Here is an 18,013-nt window from a genome sequence, read left to right as displayed (position 1 = left end):
TTGAGTGTGCCGCGCCCCGCCCACGCAGCACCGCCGGGGCCACCTCCACGCCCAGCCCGAAGGGGACCACTCATGAGAAGTGCCCGGCTCCGCCGTACCCGCAGACCGGCCGCAGTCGCCCTCGTCTCCGCCCTCGCGCTCACCGCGCTCGCCGCTTGCGGCACCAGCAGCAGCGACGACGGCACCGACGGAACCGAGCAGAGCGGCTCCTCCGACCCCACCACGCCGCTCGACCCCAGGACGAAGGTGACGCTCACCATCGACTGCATGCCGCCCGCGGCGAAGGCGGCCGAGCTGAAGGAGTGGAAGGAGGACGTCGCCGAGTTCAACAAGACCTACCCGAACGTCACCATCGAGGGCCGCTCCACCCCCGGCCAGTGCCTGGAGCCCCCGCGCTTCACCGCGATGCTCAAGGCCAAGTCCCAGCCCGACGTCTTCTACACCTACTTCACCGACCTGCCGCAGGTCCTCGCCGAGGACGGCGCCGCCGACATCAGCGCCTACGTCCACCCCACCAGCGTCCCGCTCCTCAAGGACATCGCCCCCGACGTCCTCGGCTCCCTCAAGCACAAGGGCAACCTGTACGGCCTGCCCACCAGCAACTACACGATGGGCCTGCTGATCAACCGCAAGCTCTTCAAGGACGCCGGCCTCGACCCCGACGCCCCGCCGCGCACCTGGGACGAGGTCCGCGCCGCCGCCAAGAAGATCGCCGCCCTCGGGAACGGCGTCGCCGGCTTCGGCGAGTACAGCGCCGGCAACACCGGCGGCTGGCACTTCACCGCCCAGATGTACAGCCTCGGCGGCGACGTCGTCGACGCGAGCGGCACCAAGGCCGCCTTCAACGACGAGATCGGCAAGCAGGTCGCGAAGAACCTCCACGCCATGCGCTGGGAGGACGACAGCATGGGGAAGACCCAGCTGCTCAAGTGGGGCGACCTCCAGAAGCAGATCGCCACCGACAAGCTCGGCATGTTCCTCGCCGCCCCCGACGACATCGCGTACATGGTCCAGCAGCTCGGCGCGAAGTACGAGAACTTCGGCATGGGCCCGATCCCCGGCGGCAGGAACACCCTCGCCGGCGGCAACAACTACATGGTCAAGAAGGGCATCTCGCCCGACAAGATCAAGGCCGCCGTCGCCTGGCTGAACTTCAAGAACCTCACCGTCGGCAAGGGCCAGTTCGACTGGGCCCGCGCCAAGGCCGACGGCCTCCCCGTCGGCGTCCCGCAGCCCAACTTCTGGCTCGGCGACTCCAAGACGAAGGACGACGGCGCCCGCACCCGGCACGCCACCATGCCGGTCGCCAACTTCAAGGCGTTCATGGACAACCCCGTCCCCGGCAAGGCCGAGCCGCCGAAGGCCCAGGAGGTCTACAAGGTGCTCGACAACGTGATGTCCGGCCTCCTCACCAACAAGGACGCCGACATCGACAAGCTCCTGGCGACCGCCGAGACCCAGGTCAACCAGGTCCTCGCCCACCAGTGACCCGGCCCGGGCGGGGCGGACCGGCCCGGTCCGCCCCGCCCGCCGGATCCTCCGACCGCGGCACCCAGCACCAAGGAGCGACGATGCCGGCCCTCAGCACCGCCCCGCGCCCCACGGCGCCACCCCGCACCGACCCACCGGCCAGGACGGCACCCCTCGCCACGGCCCTGCGGCGCAACCTCACCGCCCACGGCTTCCTCATCGGCGCCGTCCTCTGCTTCGCGGTCTTCTCCTGGTACCCGATGGTCAGGGAGTTCCTGCTCGCCTTCCAGAAGACCGAGAGCGGCCGCACCACCTGGGTCGGCCTCGACAACTTCCGCACCGTCGCCGACGACCCGGCCTTCTGGCAGGCGTGGGGCAACACCCTCCTCTACACCGCCCTCGCCCTGCTCCTCGGCTTCGCCGTCCCCTTCGTCGCCGCGCTCGTCATCAACGAGTTCCGTCACGGACAGGGCTACCTCCGGCTCCTCGTCTACCTCCCGGTGATGCTCCCGCCGGTCGCCGCCGTCCTCCTCTTCAAGTACCTCTACGACCCCGGCTACGGCCTCCTCAACGAACTCCTCCGCTTCCTCGGCCGGCCCGAACAGCAGTGGCTCCAGGACCCCGACATCTCCCTGCTCGCCGTCGTCATCGCCTCCACCTGGATGAACATGGGCGGCGCCACCCTGATCTACCTCGCCGCGCTCCAGTCCATCCCCGGCGAGCTGTACGAGGCCGCCGAACTCGACGGCGCCGGCCTGCTCCGCAAGATCTGGCACGTCACCATCCCGCAGACCCGGCTCGTCCTCTCCCTGATGCTGCTCATGCAGGTCATCGCCACCATGCAGGTCTTCGTCGAACCGTTCCTGCTCACCGGCGGAGCCGGACCCGAAGGGTCCACCACCACCGTCGTGTACCTCATCTACCAGTACGCCTTCAACTTCAACAACTACGGCGCCGCGGCCGCCCTCGGCCTCATGCTGCTCGTGCTCCTCGCCGGATTCTCGGCGGCGTACGTCAAGCTCAGCCGCGCCGAGGACGAGTAGGACCGGGGGAGACACACATGTCCACACGCACGCTCATCTCGCCGGCCCGGCTCGCCCGCCCCCGCGGCAGGGCCGCCTACCGGGCCGTCCTCGTCCTGGTCCTCGTCCTCTTCACCCTGGTCTTCCTCGGCCCCCTCTACTGGCTCGCGTCCAGCGGCTTCAAGGACGCCCAGGAGGTCATCCAGACCCCGCCCACCCTGGTCCCCGGCAGCTTCGAACCCGCCAACTACGGCCGGGCCTGGGAGGTCATGGACCTCGCCACCCTCCTCCTCAACACCCTCTACTACGCCTTCGGCGCCCTCGCCTTCCAGCTCGTCCTGGACGTCGCCGCCGCCTACTCGCTCTCCAAACTGCGCCCCGTGCTCGGCAAGGCCGTCCTCGGCATGATGCTCGCCACCCTGATGATCCCGGCGACCGTCCTCGTCGTCCCCCAGTACCTCACCGTGCTCGACGTGCCGATCGTCGAACGCAACCTGCTCGACAGCCCGTGGGTGATCTGGCTGCCGTCCGTCACCAACGCCTTCAACATCTTCCTGCTGAAGCGCTTCTTCGACTCCATCCCCCAGGAACTGCTCTCCGCCGCCGCCCTGGACGGCGCCGGCCCCCTGCGGATCCTCTGGTCGATCGTCCTGCCCGTCTCCCGGCCGATCCTCGGCGTGGTGTCGATCTTCGCGGTCGTCGGCGTGTGGAAGGACTTCCTCTGGCCGATGCTCACCCTTCCCGACCCGGCGAAGCAGACCCTCAACGTGGGCATCTACTCGCTCTCCAACGGGGTCCCGGTGAACGTGCTCATCGCCGCCCTCACCATCGCCTCGCTGCCCACGCTCCTCGTCTTCCTGGTCTTCCAGCGCAACATCATGGGCGGCCTCACCGCCGGCGGCCTCAAGGGCTGACCCGCCGCCCCGCCCCCGCTCACCCACCGCACCCTCCCTGCCCGAAAGGACCGTCACGTGGCAGCCCCCACCCCGACCCGTACCGCCGACTGGTGGCGCGACGCCGTCATCTACCAGGTCTACCCGCGCAGCTTCGCCGACGGCGACGGGGACGGCACCGGTGACCTCGCGGGCGTCCGGGCACGACTGCCCCACCTCGCCGCCCTCGGCGTCGACGCCGTCTGGTTCACCCCCTGGTACGCCTCCCCGATGGTCGACGGCGGCTACGACGTCGCCGACTACCGCGCCATCGACCCCGCCTTCGGCACCCTCGACGAGGCCGAGAAGCTCATCGCCGAGGCCGCCGCCCTCGGCCTCCGCGTCATCGTCGACATCGTCCCCAACCACGTCTCCGACCAGCACGCCTGGTTCCGCGAGGCGCTCGCCGCCGGACCCGGCAGCGAGGCCCGCGCCCGCTTCCACTTCCGCCCCGGCCGCGGCGAGCACGGCGAACTCCCGCCCAACGACTGGCCCTCCCAGTTCTCCGGCACCACCTGGACCCGGGTCCCCGACGGAGAGTGGTACCTCCACCTCTTCACCCCCGAACAGCCCGACCTCAACTGGTCCCACCCCGACGTCCGCCGCGAGCACGAGGAGGTCCTCCGCTTCTGGTTCGAGCGCGGCGTCGCCGGCGTCCGCATCGACTCCGCCGCCCTGCTCACCAAGGACCCGGACCTGCGGGACTTCACCGAGGGCGTCGACCCGCACCCGTACATCGACCTCGACGAGATCCACGACGTCTACCGCTCCTGGCGGTCGATAGCCGACGAGTACGGCGGCGTCTTCGTCGGCGAGGTCTGGCTCCCCGACGCCGAACGCTTCGCCCGCTACCTTCGCCCCGACGAACTCCACACCGCCTTCAACTTCAACTTCCTCGCCTGCCCCTGGGAACCGGACCGGCTGCGCCGCACCATCGACGACACCCTCGCCGAGCACGCCCCCGTCCACGCCCCCGCCACCTGGGTCCTCTGCAACCACGACGTCACCCGCACCGCCACCCGCTACGGCCGCGCCGACACCGCCTTCGACTTCGCCGCGAAGCGCTTCGGCACCCCCGCCGACCTGGAGCTCGGCACCCGCAGGGCCCGGGCCGCCGCCCTCCTCACCCTCGCCCTGCCCGGCTCCGTCTACCTCTACCAGGGCGAGGAACTCGGCCTCCCCGAGGCCGACATCCCGCGGGACCGCATCCAGGACCCCATGCACTTCCGCTCCGGCGGCACCGACCCCGGCCGCGACGGCTGCCGGGTGCCCCTCCCCTGGGAGGCCGGGGCACCTTCGTACGGCTTCGTCAACGGCGGCGGTACGGACCCCTGGCTGCCGCAGCCCGCCGACTGGGCCCGTTACGCCGTCGACCGGCAGAGCGCCGACCCCGACTCCATGCTCACCCTCTACCGCACGGCGCTCGCCCTGCGCCGCACCGAGCCCGGCTTCGGCGACGGCACGCTCCGCTGGCTGCCGGCCGCCGACGGAGTCCTCGCCTTCGCCCGCGACCACGGCCTGATCTGCGTCGTCAACCTCTCCCCGGGCCCGGTCGAGCTCCCCGCGCACACCGCGACACTGCTCGCCAGCGGCCCGCTCGACCCGACCGGCGCCCTCCCCCCGGACACCGCCGTCTGGCTGCGCGGCTGAGCGGCCGCGCCGCCGGGGTCACCAGCCGAAGCGGCGGTCCACGACGGCGGCGAACTCCTCGAAGCTGAGGACGCGGTCGCCGTTCTGGTCGGCGGCGTCGAAGAGCGCCGCCGAGTCGTCGTCGCCGCCGACGCCCCAGACGGGCAGGACACCGCGCGCCGCCAGGGTGGGGCCCTTCTCGCGCAGCGCCCGGATGACCTCGGTCCGGGTCAGTGTGCCGTCCTGGTCGAGGTCGAGCGCGTCGAAGAGGATACGGGCCCTGTCGCTCATCGCGTGTCCTTGTTCGGTCCGGTGCCGGGTTCGCACGGGTGAGGACGCGCGGGGCGCCCGGCGGGTTGCCTGCCGCCCGGCGCGGGGGTCGCCGGGCCCGGCGGTACCTGTCTAGGCTCTGCCCATGGCGACCTCCTCCTCTCCCGAGCTGCTGGTCCTGCACGCCGTACGGCTGCGGGGCATGACCACCGAGGCGGAGGCCGCGGCCCGCTTCGGCCTCGACGCGGACGCCGTCGGCGAGCTGCTGCTGGACCTCCAGGCGTACGGCCGGGTCACCCGGAGCGGCTTCGCCGGCACGTCCGGCTGGAGCCTCACCGACGCCGGCCGCACGGAGGGGGAGCGGCTGCTCGCCGAGGAGCTGGCCGGGTCGGGTCACGGGGCGTACGTGCGCGAGCGGTACGAGACCTTCCTCGCGTACAACGCGCGCTGCCTGACGGCCTGCACCGACTGGCAGCTGCGGCCCGACGGCAGCGGCCGGCTGGCGGTCAACACGCACGCCGACATGGACTGGGACGGCCGGATCCTCGACGAGCTGACCGTCCTCGGCGGCGTCATCGACACCCTCGCCGCGGAGCTCGGCTCCCGGCTCGACCGCTTCTCCGGCTACGGCGACCGCTTCACCGCCGCCCTGGCCCGGGTCCGGCGCGGCGAGTTCTCCTGGGTGGACCGGCCCCGCGCCGACTCCTGCCACACCGTCTGGATGGAGCTCCACGAGGACCTGCTGGCGACCCTGGGCATCCGCCGGGGCGAGGAGCCCGTGCCGCGCGCGGCGGGCTGACCCGTCCAGGCGACGGCCAGCACGAAGGTGACGGTGATGAGCAGGGCCCAGGCGCCGAACTTGGCGACGGAGACCGGCTGCCAGCCGTCGAGCTGGTCGGGGTAGCTCCAGGCGCCGACGTAGGTGGCGGCGTTCTCGGCGATCCAGAGGAAGAAGCCGATGAGGACGAAGGAGAGCGCGAGCGGCATCCGGAGGTCCTGCTCGCCGACGCGGAAGCGGACCCAGGTGCCGGCGGTGGCGCACAGCAGCAGGGCGGCGAGCACCCAGCGGGCGTCGGGCAGCCAGTGGTGGCTGAAGAAGTTGAGGTAGACCGCCCCGGCGAGGACCGCCATGGCCCGGGGCCGGTAGCCGGTCAGACGCAGGTCGAAGAGGTGCCAGGCGCGGCAGACGTAGCTGCCGACGGCCGCGTAGAGGAAGCCGCCGTAGAGGGGCACGCCGCCGACCTTGGTGACCGCGTCCTCCGGGTAGCTCCAGGAGCCCATGCGGACCTTGACCAGCTCGAAGAGCAGGCCGATGAGGTGGCAGACGGCGATGACGGCGACGTCCCGCCCGCTGTCCCAGCCGAGCCGCCAGGCCAGCACGGTGAGCACGATCCCGTAGCCGAGGAGCAGGTCGTAGCGGGCGACGGGCAGCTCGGGCAGGAGCGTGGAGACGGCGATGCCGCCGACGAGCGCGACGGCGAAGGCGCAGCAGCGCGCCTCCAGGAGCGCGAAGCGCAGGAGCTGGCGGAGGCCGTGCGTGATCCGGTCCATGCGGGTGGGGACGCGCCCGCGCGCGTGTGCGGTTTCCGGATCGCGGGACCGGTCAGTGGTGGTCGTGGTGGTGGGCGCAGCGCGGGGCGGTGAGCAGCCGGCGGACCATGTCGCCGGCGGTGGCGGCGTCGCGGGCCTCGGCGGGGAAGAGGAGGCGGAGGTCGCAGTGGCCCTCGCCGTACTCGCAGCGCAGCGAGACGGCGTGCCGGTCCATGGCGAGCGGGAGGGCGCGGACCACGCCGTGCGGGAGGCGGGAGCCGGCCAGGACGACCAGGTCGGACACGAGGTCGGGGTGGGCGTCGGCGAGGTGGGTGAGGAGCGCGGCCTCCTCCAGGGCGAGCGGGTCGGGGGCGGCGAGGGCGTACGCGGCGGGGGCGACCTCCTCGGTCCCGGTGCCGGTGCGGAGGGTGATCCGGGACAGGTCGAGGCGGAGCGAGCCGGGGTCGCCGGGGGTGGCGGGGGCGAGCCGGCCGGTGAGGGCGACGCGCGCGCGGACCCGGTCGCGGAGGGCGGTCGGGGCGATGTCGGTGAGGTCGACGCGGACGTCGAGCGTCCGGAGCGGGGCACGGTCGAGGTGGTCGGTGAGCGGGGTGTCGGCGGGCGGGTGGAGGGTGATCCGGCCGCGGGCGCCGACGGTGTGGGCGCCGAGCAGGTCGTAGGTCTGTCCGTCGAGGGTGAGGGAGAGGGAGATGGCCCGGGCCAGGACGGACCGGACCTGTTCCGCGGCGGTCTGCTGGGGCAGGACGGGGGAGGGGGCGACGCTCACGGTGACTCTCCTCGGTCGGGCGCTCGGGGGTCGTGGTTAGGTGAGGCTTACCTAACCACTGCTGGGCCGGGGTTGTCCAGAACCCCGCGAGCCGCGGGGATTCAGGCGTTGTCGGTCGCCCCCGCTACTGTGCGGAGCACTGATCGACGACAGCAATGCGGGAGGGGCCGTGCGCCGCTGGGAGCACGCCGGGGACGGCGCGGGGAAGTTCTGGGAAGCCGGTGCGGAGGGCACCTCGGTGACCGTCCGGTTCGGCCGGATCGGCACGGCGGGCCAGACCCGCGTCAAGGACCTCGGCACGGTCGAGGCGGCCGAGGCGTACCTGCTCAAGTCCATCGGCGAGAAGGAGCGCAAGGGATACGTGGCCGCCGGCGACGGCACCGCCGTGGCGCCGCCCGCGCCCTCCGCACCGGTCGCCGGGCCGCCGCCGGGCGAGGCGCCCGACGGCCCCGCCGTCCGCCCCGACGAGACCGCCTTCGTGCTGCCCGACGCCTGGAAGCGGCACCTCCGCCCGCGCCGCGGCGGCACCCCCGTCCCCGTCCCCGCCCCCGACCCGGAGGCGCCGGCCCGGCTCGCCGACTGGCGCTCCCGGCAGTCGACCGAGATCGCCCGCGCCCTCGACGCCGGCCGGAGCGACCCCGGCCTCGTCGCCGCCGCCCGAGCCCACGACGCCGGCAGCCCCGACCCCGTCGGCGCCGCCGTCCTCGCCGCCTTCCTGCCGTACGACGCCGACCGGCGCACCGTCGCCGACGCCTGGACACTCGGCCACGGACTACCCTTCGCGGCCGTCGCCGCCGTCGAGCACCTCGAATGCCGCCGCCTCTGGGTCCAGGGCACCCGGAGCAGCGTGATCGGCGGCATCGACGCCGCCCCCGAGGACGAGGGACAGTGGCAGCGCGGCGAGGCCCACGCCGTCCTCGAACGGGTCCGCGCCCTCCTCGCCGTCGCCGACGACGAGACGTACGCGGCCGCCGTCGCCGCCCTCGGCCGGCACCGCACCAGTCCCCGTCGCCGCGTCTCCGTCTCCTTCCTGGTGCCCACCGAGCGCGCCTGGACCGACGAGTGCGTCGCCGACCCCACCACCCGCGACCACGCCCAGATCCCGGTGCGGGACATGCTCGTCTGCTCCCTGACGGCCGACCAGACCGCGGCCTACGCGGGCCGCGTCGACCTCGGCTGGCGCGGCTGGGACGCGGCCACCGTCGCCACCGTCGCGGACGGCGTCGGCACCGCCGTGGCCCCCTTCCTCATCGCCGAGACGCACCGCCAGTACCTCGGCACCGACGACCTCAAGGCGCTCGCCGCCGCCCTCGCCGAGCTCCCCTCCGACGAGGCGTTCCAGGGACTCGTCGACCGCGTCGGCGACAAGCACGTCCGCGCCGAACTGGCCGCCGCCGCACGCCGCTTCCCCGTCCGCGCGCTCCGCCTCCTCGCCCTCGCCGCCCGCGAGACCACCGCCGACAGCGCCCTGATCCGCCGGATGCTCACCGGACACGTCGCCACCCACCGCGCGCTCACCCTCGACGTCCTGCCCGAACTCCCCGCCGAGGCCGCCGAGATCGTCGCACCGCTCACCCGCGAGCAGGACACCACCGAGGACGCCGCCCCCGCCGACCTGCCCGCGCTCCTCACCCGCCCGCCGTGGACCGTGCGGCGCCCGGCCGCCAAGCCCCGCGTCGTCACCGGCGTCGCCGCCCCCGACGGCACCCGGGTCGTCTGGCGGAACGAGGAGCGGGGCGCCTGGGCCACCACCGAGTCCTGGGTGACCGGCTGGCAGCCGTACGAGCCCATGGAGACCCTCGTCGACAAGCTCCTCCGCGGCGACCTGCACAACTGGCACACCGTCGGCGTCCTCGTCAACGGCCCCGCCGACCGCGTCCGTCCGTACCTCGCGGACTGGGACGGCATGGACTACTGCTACGACGGCGCCGAGGTCTTCAAGCCGCTCGTCGCCGCCCACGAGGAAGCCGCCCTGCCGCCCCTGCTGCGCATGGCCCCGCACCACCCCACCGCCATGGCCGAGGTGATGCTGCCCTACCTCGACGTCCGGGTCGCCCGGCTGATGGCGAACTGGCTGCACCGCCTCAAGACCGCGGGCCGCACCGCCCGCACCTGGCTGCACCGCCACGGCACCGACGCGGCCCGGCTCCTCGTCCCCGACGCCGTCGGCGCCGCCGGCCCCGAGCGGACCGCCGCCGAGGGCGCCCTGCGGGCCGTCGTCGCCGCCCACGGCCCGGACGGCGTCCGCACCGCCGCCAAGGAGTACGGCGAGGAGGCGGTCGAGGCCGTCGAGGCGCTCCTCGCCACCGACCCGCTGGTGACCGCGCTGCCCGCCCGGATGCCCCAGCCGCCCGCCTGGCTGGAACCCCGCGTGCTGCCCCGGATCCGGCTGCGGACCGGCGCCACCCTGCCCGTCTCCGCCGTCGCCCACCTGACCACCATGGTCTCCGTCTCCAAGCCGGGCGCCCCCTACCCCGGCCTCGCCGAGGTCCGCGAGCTGTGCACCCCCGCCTCCCTCGCCGAGTTCGCCTGGGGCCTCTTCGAGGAGTGGCGGGTCGCCGGCATGCCGCCCAAGGAGGCGTGGGCCCTGCACGCCCTCGGCTGGTTCGGCGACGACGACACCGTCCGCGCCCTCACCCCCGTCATCCGCGCCTGGCCCGGCGAGGGCGCCCACCACCGGGCCGTCGAGGGGCTCGACGTGCTCGCCGCCATCGGCACCGACAGCGCCCTGCTCCACCTCCACGGCATCTCCCAGCGCGTCAAGTTCAAGGCGCTCAAGCAGCGCGCCCAGGAGAAGATCGCCGAGGTCGCCGACGAACTCGGCCTCACCGCCGAACAGCTCGCCGACCGGCTCGTCCCCGACCTCGGCCTCGACGCCGACGGCAGCACCGTCGTCGACTACGGCACCCGCCGCTTCACCGTCGGCTTCGACGAGGCCCTCAAGCCCTTCGTCCGCGACGCCGAGGGCCGCCGCCTCAAGGACCTCCCCAAGCCCGGCGCCCGCGACGAGACCGAGCGGGCCACCGCCGAGCGCAAGCGGTTCCTCGCCCTCAAGAAGGACGTCCGCACCATCGCCGCCGACCAGGTCCGCCGCCTGGAGGCCGCCATGGTCGCCGGCCGCTCCTGGACCGGCGCCGAGTTCCGGCAGCTCTTCGTCGAGCACCCCCTCGTCTGGCACCTCTCCCGCCGCCTCGTCTGGAGCGCCGAACAGGACGGCACCACCACCGCGTTCCGCATCGCCGAGGACCGCACCTACGCCGACGCCGACGACGAGCTGCTCACCGTCGCCGACGACGCCACCGTCACCCTCCCGCACCCCTTCCACCTCACCGACTCCCTCGGCACCTGGGCCGAACTCCTCGCCGACTACGAGATCGTCCAGCCCTTCCCGCAGCTCGGCCGGCAGCTGCACCTCCCCACCGAGGAGGACACCGCGAGCGCCCGCCTCACCCGCTTCGAGGGCGTCACCGTCCCCGTCGGCCGCCTCCTCGGCCTCCAGAAGCGCGGCTGGGAGCGCGGCGCCCCGGCCGACGCCGGCGTCGAGCGCTGGTTCTCCCGCCGCCTCGCCCCCGAGCGCCACCTCGTCATCCAGCTCGACCCCGGCATCGCCGTCGGCATGCTCGACGAGTTCCCCGAGCAGACCCTCGACACCGTCTGGCTCGACACCCAGCCCGGCGACCACTGGGAGAGCCGCACCTACCCGCTGCGCCTCGCCGACCTCGACCCGGTGACCGTCTCCGAACTCCTCGCCGACCTCACGGAGCTGACCTCGTGACCGCCCCCGACCCCGTCGGCCCCGCGCCCGACGCGCTCCAGCGGCCGCCCGCCGAGGTCCGGTACGGCGAGGAGCTCGCCGCCCTGCGCGCCGGCGACACCGACCCGCGCCCGCCCGGCTGGCGGCTCAGCCTTCGGGCCGCCCGCCGGTTCGTCGTCGGCGACGAGGAGCACGGCATCAGCCGCAAGTTCGTCGGCGACACCGCCCTCGTCGAGCGCGCCCTCGTCGCCCTCGCCACCAACCGCGGCCTGATGCTCGTCGGCGAACCCGGCACCGCCAAGTCCCTCCTCTCCGAACTGATCGCGGCCGCCGTCGCCGGCGACTCCACCCTCGTCGTCCAGGGCGGCGCCGCCACCACCGAGGACCACATCAAGTACTCCTGGAACTACGCCCTCCTCGTCTCCGAGGGCCCGTCCGAGCGGGCCCTCGTCCCCGCCCCCATGCTCAAGGGCATGGCCGAGGGGAGGCTCGTCCGCTTCGAGGAGATCACCCGCTGCCCCCTGGAGGTCCAGGACTCCCTCCTCTCGCTGCTCTCCGAACGGGTCGTCGCCGTCCCCGAACTCGACGGCCCCGCCGGCATGGTCTTCGCCCGCCAGGGCTTCAACGTCATCGCCACCGCCAACACCCGGGACCGCGGCGTCAACGAGATGAGCGCCGCCCTCAAACGGCGCTTCACCTTCGAGACCGTCTTCCCCATCCCCGACCTCGACACCGAACTCGCCCTCGTCGAGGCCGAGGCCGGCGCCCTGCTGCGCCGCTCCGGCGTCCCCGTCGCCCCCGACCGGGACGTGCTCACCGTCCTCGTCACCACCTTTCGCGAGCTCCGCGCCGGCACCACCCGCGACGGCGCCCCCGCCGACCGGCTCTCGGCGGTCATGAGCACCGCCGAGGCCGTCTCCGTCGCCCACGCCGTCGGCGTCCGCGGCTGGTTCCTGCGCGGCGGGCCCGGCGACGCGGCCGACCTCGTCACCTGCCTCGCCGGCACCGCCGCCAAGGACAGTCCCGAGGACCTGGCCCGCCTCCGCCGCTACCTCGAACAGCGCGTCGCCGGCCGCGGCGGCGCCCAGTGGAAGGCGCTCCACGCCGCCCGCCACCTGTTGGCCGGCTGATGACGGTCACGTACCTCGGCGTCCGCCACCACTCGCCCGCCTGTGCCCGGCTCGTCGCCCGGACCGTCGAGCGCCTGCGCCCCGCGTACGTCCTCGTCGAAGGCCCGTCCGACCTCGACGGGCGGCTCGACGAGCTGCTGCTCGGACACGAGCTGCCGGTCGCCGTCTTCAGCCACTACCGCGACGACGAGCGGGCCGCGACCTCCTGGACCCCGCTGTGCGCCTACTCGCCCGAGTGGGTCGCGCTCACCGCGGGCCGGGCGGCCGGCGCCGAGGTGCGCCTCATCGACCTGCCCGCCTGGCACCCGGCGTTCGCGGGCCGCGCCAACCGGTACGCGGACGCCGAACTCCGCTACGCCGAGGCCACCGCCCGGCTCCGGCACCGCTTCGCCGTCGACTCGACCGACGCCCTCTGGGACCGCATGATCGAGGCCGACCCCGACGCCCCGGACCTGCCGGAACGCCTGGACGCCTACTTCGACGCCGTCCGCGGCGACACCGAGGCCGACGACTCCGACCGCGCCCGCGAGACGTACATGGCCGCCTGGATCCGCGCCGCCCGGACCGCCGCGGGCGACCGCCCGGTCCTCGTCGTCACCGGCGGCTTCCACCGCCCCGCCCTCCGCAGGCTGGCCGAGTCCGGCCCCGGCGGCCCGGCGGAGTGGCCGACCGTGCCCGCGCCGCCCGACACCGCGCTCAGCGGCAGCTTCCTCGTCCCGTACTCCTTCCGGCAGCTCGACTCCTTCGCCGGGTACGAGTCCGGGATGCCGTCCCCCGCCTACCACCAGTGGCTGTGGGAGGAAGGCCCGGAGGCCGCCGGACGGCGACTCGTCCGCACCGTCGCGGACCGGCTCCGCGACCGCGGCCACCCCGTCTCCACCGCCTCCCTCGTCGCCGCCCGGGCCTCCGCGGCCGCGCTCGCCGCCCTGCGCGGCCACCCCGTGCCCGGCCGCCTCGACCTCCTCGACGCCCTCGCGGGCGCCCTGGTCACCGAAGCCCTCGACGAACCCCTGCCGTGGACCCGGCGCGGCCCGCTGACCCCCGGCGCGCACCCGGCGGTCGTCGAGATGGTCGCCGCCTGCTCCGGCGACCGCGTCGGCCGGCTCCACCCCGACACCCCCGCCCCGCCCCTCGTCCACGACGTGGCCGCCCGCCTCACCGCCCTCGGCCTCGACGGCACCGCCCCCGTGACGCTCCGGCTCACCGACCCGGCCGGACTCGACCGCAGCCGCGTCCTCCACCGGCTCCGCGTCCTCGGCATCCCCGGGTACGCGCGGACGGCCGGCCCGGCCGACGGCACCGACCCGGTCACGGAGGAACGGTGGGAGCCCCGGCCGGCGGCCGGCCGCGACGCCGCCCTGGTCGAGGCCGGCGCGTACGGCGCCCGCCTCGACGACGCCGCCCTGGTCGCCCTCGGCGACCGGGCCGGCGCCGCCGCCGACGACTGCGCGGCCCTCGCCGAGGTCCTCTTCGACACCGTCGTCTGCGGCGCCGGCGACCTCGCCGGCCCCCTCGTCACCCGCCTCCGCGCGGGACTCGCCGCCGCCACCGGACCCGGCCCGCTGGGCACCGCCCTCGCCACCGCCCTCGGCCTGTGGCGGCACGACCGCGTCTACGGCGTCGCCCGCGACCCCCTGCTCGCCGCCGCCGTCGACACCGCCGTCACCCGCGTCCTCTGGCTCGTCGAGGGCACGGCGCCCGGCGGCACGACCGGCCCCGACCGGGCCCGGCTGCGTGCCCTCGTCGCCGTCCGCGACGCCCTCCTGCACGCCGGACCGGTCCTCACCGTCCCCCGGGACGTGGCCACCGACGTCTTCCGCCGCGTCGCCGCGGACCCGGCCGCCCCGCCCGACCTGCGCGGCGCCGCTCACGGCCTGGTCCACGTCCTCGCCCGCACCCCGCAGTCCGGCGCCGCCGAGGCCGTCCGGGCCGCCGCCGCGCCCGCCGTCCTCGGCGACTGGCTGGCCGGGCTCTTCGCGGTCGCCCGCGAGGAGGTGGCCGCGGAGACGGCCGACGGCGAACCGGGCCCCCTCGTCGCCGTCCTCGACGACCTGGTCGTCGCCATGTCCGACACCGACTTCCTCGTCGCCCTGCCCGCCCTGCGCGAGGCCTTCGCCTGGTTCCCGCCCACCGAGCGCGAACGGATCGCCGCCCGCCTCATCGCACGCCGCGGGCTGCGCGGCTCCGCCCGCGCCCTGCTGCGCACCCCCGCGGACCCGCTGGCCCTCGCCCGCGCCCTGGAGGACCACGTGTCACGCACCCTCGACGACCTCGGCCTCGGGGCCGCCCGATGACCGCCCCGCACACGCCGGAAGCCGGACCCGACGCCGGTCTCGAACGGTGGCGGCTCGTCCTCGGCGCCCCCGCCGAACGCTGGACCGGCCCCCTCGGCGCCGAGGCCGCCGCCCGCGACGCCGCGCTCGACTGGCTCTACGGCCGCGACCCCGACCAGGCCCGCCGCGGCGTGCGCGCCACCGGCCGCGAGGGCGGCGACGGCGCCTCGACCGTGACCCCCGTCGACTGGCTGGACGACGTGCACCGGCTCTTCCCCCGCGAGACGATCGAACGGCTCGAACGCGATGCGGTCGAGCGGTTCGAGATCCACGAGATCGTCACCGACCCCGCCGTCCTGGAGCGCATCGAACCCGACCAGACCCTCCTCCGCGCCGTCCTGCGCACCAAGCACCTGATGAACCCCGAGGTGCTGCGGCTGGCCCGCCGCATCGTCGAGACCGTCGTCCGCCGGCTGATGGACCGCCTCCGGCCCGAGGTGCGCCGCGCCCTGCACGGCACCCGCTCCCGCCGCCCCAGCCGGCTGCCGCTCGCGCGCGACTTCGACTTCCGCGGCACCGTCCGCGCCAACCTCGCCCACTACCGGCCCGAGGAGCGCCGCCTCCTCATCGAGCGGCCCCGGTTCCACTCGCGGACCCGCCGGCACGTCGAGCGCTGGCAGCTGATCCTCCTGGTCGACCAGTCCGGCTCCATGGTCGACTCGGTCATCCACTCCGCCGTGACGGCCGCCAGCCTGTGGGGGCTGCCGGGCCTGACCACCCATCTGATCGCCTTCGACACCTCCGTGGTGGACCTCACCGGCGACGTCGCCGACCCGGTCGACCTGCTCATGCGGGTCCAGCTCGGCGGCGGCACCGACATCGCCCGGGCCGTCGCCTACGCCACCGGTCTGGTGGACAACCCGCGCCGCGCGATCGTCGCCGTCATCAGCGACTTCTACGAGGGCGGCGACCGCTACCGGCTGGTGCGGGGCGTCCGGACCCTCGTGGAGCAGGGCACGGTCGTCCTCGGCCTCGCCGCCCTCGACGAGGAGGCCCGGCCGGCCTACGACCGGGAGACCGGGCAGCTCCTCGCGGACGCCGGCGCCCACGTCGGCGCCATGACCCCCGGGCAGCTCGCGGAGTTCGTCGCCGAGAGGCTGGGCCGGTGACCAGGACCGACCTCCTCGCCCTCGACGCCGAGACGCTCGCCGCCCTCGCCAACCGGGGCCTCGTGAAGCGCGCCGCGCGGGACCTGGCCGCGGGCGCGGGCGCGACGGTGACGGCCGAACCGGACGCCACGCTCACCGGCCGCTTCCCCGACGGCACCACCGTCACCCTCGCCCCCGGCGCCGGACTCGACCGCGGCACCTGCACCTGCGCCGCCCCCGGTGTCTGCCGCCACCTCATCGGCCTGGTCCTCGCCCACCAGCGCGCCGCCGGGAACCCGCCCGGGGCCCCCGCACCCGCCGCGGCCCCGGCGCCGCCCGCACCCGAGGCGCCCGAGTGGCGGCCCTGGTCGCCCGGCGACACCGGCGACGAGGAGCTGGCGGCCGCCGTGGGGGCGCGGGCGGTGGCCGCCGCCCGGCGGACCCTGGCCCGCGGCTACACCGCGCGGCTCACCCACCCGAGCCCCGACCAGCCCGCCGCGCGGGCCGAACTGCCCACCTGCACCGTCCGTTTCCCGGTGCGGGACACGGTGGCGCACGCGGTCACGGACGCCGCCGACGCCGTGCGCGGCGAGGCCGTCGCCCTCGCCGTCTGGGCGTTCCGAGCGGCCGCCGAGGCGGATCCCGCGCACCCGCCCGCGCGGATCGACGTCGGCGGGACCGCGCCCGGCCGGAAGGGTACGGCGGCGCTCGACGGGTGCGGTCCGCTCCTCGCCGACCTGCTGCTGGACGGCGCCGCCCACACGGGCCCCGTCCTTCCCGGCACCCTCGGCCGGGTCCGGGACGAGCTCGCCGCCGGAGCGCTGCACTGGCCGGCGGGCGTCCTCACCGACGTCCTCGACCAGCTCGCGGCGTACGAGGAGAGGGGCGCCCGCTTCCGGGCCGAGGAGCTGGCCGCGCTGCTCGGCGAGGCCGACGCGCGGGCCCGCGGCGGGTCCGGCGCCTTCCTCGGCAGCGGCGAGCGCGGCGACACCCCGCTCCGCCGGGTGCGGCTCACCGCCCTCGGCTGCCGGATCTCGGGGACCCCCGCCGACCGCACGGCCGAGGTGTACCTCGGGCACGGCGGCGCGGGCATCGCCCTGGTGCTGCGCCGCCGTTGGGCGGTCCCGGAGGACGCGGAGCCGACCGGGGCGGTCCTGGCCCGGCGCCGGATCGCCGGCAGCACCCTGGGCGCGCTCGCCACCGGGAACGTGGTGAGCGAGGTCGCCTCCCGCACCCCGGGGCGGGCGGTGACGCTCGGCACCTCGCGGGTGGCCGCCACCGGGGTCACCCCGGTCGGGAACGCCTGGGCGGAGCTGCCCGAGCCGCTGCTCGTCCGGGACTTCGCCGCCCACGCGCGGGCCCTGCGCCGCCGCCCGCCGCGCTTCGCCCGCCCCCGGGTGGAGGCGGAGGCCGTGCACGTGCTGGCCGTGGAGGCGGTGCGGGAGCCGGGCTACGACCCGGCGCGGCAGGAGCTGCGGGCCACCGTCCTGGACGCCGCCGGCACCGCGGCGCGGCTGGTCGCCCCGTACAACCCGTACAGCCCCGGCGGGCTCGACGCCCTGGCCGAGGCCCTGCGCGGCGGCGAGCCCGCCGGGCCGCTGCTGGTCAGCGGCTTCGTCCGGGTGACGGCCGACGGCCTGGTGGTGGACCCGCTCGGCGTCCGGACCGGCACCGGCACCGTCGTACCCGATCTGGCACCGGCCCCGCGGCGGCCCGTGGCCCGGCCGCCGCACACCGTGCCGCCCGCTCCCGACGACCCGGTCGCGCTCGCCCTGCACGGCGCCCTCTCCGCGCTCGCCACCGTCACGGTGCACGGGCTGCGCCGGCTGCCCGCCGGGGCCGGGACCGCGCTCTCGGACGCGGCCGACGCCCTCGCCCGGCGCGGCCTCGCCACCACGGCGGAGCGGCTCCGGCGGGTGCCGGCGGCGCTCGCGGAGGAGGGTCCGGAGGCCGCGGTACGGCCCTGGCTCGACGCCCAACTGCGCCTGCTCACCGCCGTCGAGCTGCACGCCCGGGGAGACTGAGCCGGCCGCGGTCGCCGGGCCCGGCCAACCGGTCCGGGCCCGGG

12 protein-coding genes and 1 pseudogene are annotated in these 18,013 nt (G+C 75.4%); 10 read left to right on the top strand and 3 right to left on the bottom strand.

The features are described 5' to 3' along the window. Positions 1–72: 72 nt before the first annotated feature. The 4 genes from ABFY03_RS05420 to ABFY03_RS05405 all read left to right on the top strand — a co-directional run bounded on the left by ABFY03_RS05420 (position 73) and on the right by ABFY03_RS05405 (position 5,074). Positions 73–1,488: an extracellular solute-binding protein gene (locus ABFY03_RS05420; protein WP_346169334.1), complete on the top strand. Its 1,416-nt coding sequence runs from the start codon at positions 73–75 to the stop codon at positions 1,486–1,488. 83 nt (positions 1,489–1,571) lie between these two features. Next, the gene (locus tag ABFY03_RS05415) at positions 1,572–2,513 is read left to right on the top strand and encodes a carbohydrate ABC transporter permease (protein WP_346169333.1); all 942 of its coding nucleotides are present in this window, start codon (positions 1,572–1,574) and stop codon (positions 2,511–2,513) included. Positions 2,514–2,530: 17 nt separating this feature from the next. Next, positions 2,531–3,406 carry a carbohydrate ABC transporter permease gene (locus ABFY03_RS05410; protein ID WP_319009343.1) on the top strand — a complete coding sequence of 292 codons (876 nt, stop codon included), beginning with the start codon at positions 2,531–2,533 and terminating at the stop codon, positions 3,404–3,406. Positions 3,407–3,463: 57 nt separating this feature from the next. After that, positions 3,464–5,074 carry a glycoside hydrolase family 13 protein gene (locus ABFY03_RS05405; RefSeq protein WP_319009342.1) on the top strand — a complete coding sequence of 537 codons (1,611 nt, stop codon included), beginning with the start codon at positions 3,464–3,466 and terminating at the stop codon, positions 5,072–5,074. A gap of 18 nt (positions 5,075–5,092) precedes the next feature. Here ABFY03_RS05405 and ABFY03_RS05400 read toward each other — a convergent pair whose 3' ends face one another. After that, complete coding sequence (locus ABFY03_RS05400; protein WP_319009341.1) at positions 5,093–5,344, bottom strand: EF-hand domain-containing protein; 252 nt, start codon at positions 5,342–5,344, stop codon at positions 5,093–5,095. A gap of 124 nt (positions 5,345–5,468) precedes the next feature. Between ABFY03_RS05400 and ABFY03_RS37900 the strand changes: the two genes are divergently transcribed. Further along, positions 5,469–6,122, top strand: a complete 654-nt coding sequence (locus tag ABFY03_RS37900; RefSeq protein WP_386723786.1) for a transcriptional regulator — start codon at positions 5,469–5,471, stop codon at positions 6,120–6,122. Positions 6,123–6,205: 83 nt separating this feature from the next. On the opposite strand, the pseudogene ABFY03_RS05395 reads toward ABFY03_RS37900, so the two are convergent. Beyond that, positions 6,206–6,874: pseudogene (locus tag ABFY03_RS05395) on the bottom strand (DUF817 domain-containing protein); the annotation flags it as partial. Between the two features lie 52 nt (positions 6,875–6,926). Next, on the bottom strand, positions 6,927–7,640 hold the full coding sequence (locus tag ABFY03_RS05390; protein ID WP_319009339.1) for a DUF2470 domain-containing protein: 714 nt from the start codon (positions 7,638–7,640) through the stop codon (positions 6,927–6,929). Between the two features lie 169 nt (positions 7,641–7,809). On the opposite strand from ABFY03_RS05390, the gene ABFY03_RS05385 reads away from it, so the two are divergent. From ABFY03_RS05385 to ABFY03_RS05365, 5 genes are read left to right on the top strand one after another with little or no spacing between them, the layout of a single operon-like run. Then, complete coding sequence (locus ABFY03_RS05385; RefSeq protein WP_346169331.1) at positions 7,810–11,415, top strand: DUF4132 domain-containing protein; 3,606 nt, start codon at positions 7,810–7,812, stop codon at positions 11,413–11,415. Next, entirely contained in the window at positions 11,412–12,524 is a 1,113-nt protein-coding gene (locus tag ABFY03_RS05380) for an ATP-binding protein (RefSeq protein WP_346169330.1), read from the top strand. The genes ABFY03_RS05385 and ABFY03_RS05380 overlap by 4 nt, the downstream gene beginning before the upstream one ends. Then, positions 12,524–14,818, top strand: a complete 2,295-nt coding sequence (locus tag ABFY03_RS05375) for a DUF5682 family protein (protein WP_346169329.1) — start codon at positions 12,524–12,526, stop codon at positions 14,816–14,818. Before ABFY03_RS05380 ends, ABFY03_RS05375 begins: the two co-directional genes overlap by 1 nt. Continuing rightward, positions 14,815–15,966 carry a VWA domain-containing protein gene (locus tag ABFY03_RS05370; protein WP_319009335.1) on the top strand — a complete coding sequence of 384 codons (1,152 nt, stop codon included), beginning with the start codon at positions 14,815–14,817 and terminating at the stop codon, positions 15,964–15,966. Before ABFY03_RS05375 ends, ABFY03_RS05370 begins: the two co-directional genes overlap by 4 nt. Next, on the top strand, positions 15,963–17,969 hold the full coding sequence (locus tag ABFY03_RS05365) for a hypothetical protein (RefSeq protein ID WP_346169328.1): 2,007 nt from the start codon (positions 15,963–15,965) through the stop codon (positions 17,967–17,969). The genes ABFY03_RS05370 and ABFY03_RS05365 overlap by 4 nt, the downstream gene beginning before the upstream one ends. Positions 17,970–18,013: the final 44 nt, after the last annotated feature.

Source organism: Streptomyces roseofulvus, from assembly GCF_039534915.1.
GTDB lineage: Bacteria > Actinomycetota > Actinomycetes > Streptomycetales > Streptomycetaceae > Streptomyces > Streptomyces roseofulvus.
This window is presented reverse-complemented; position numbering and strand designations above follow the sequence as displayed.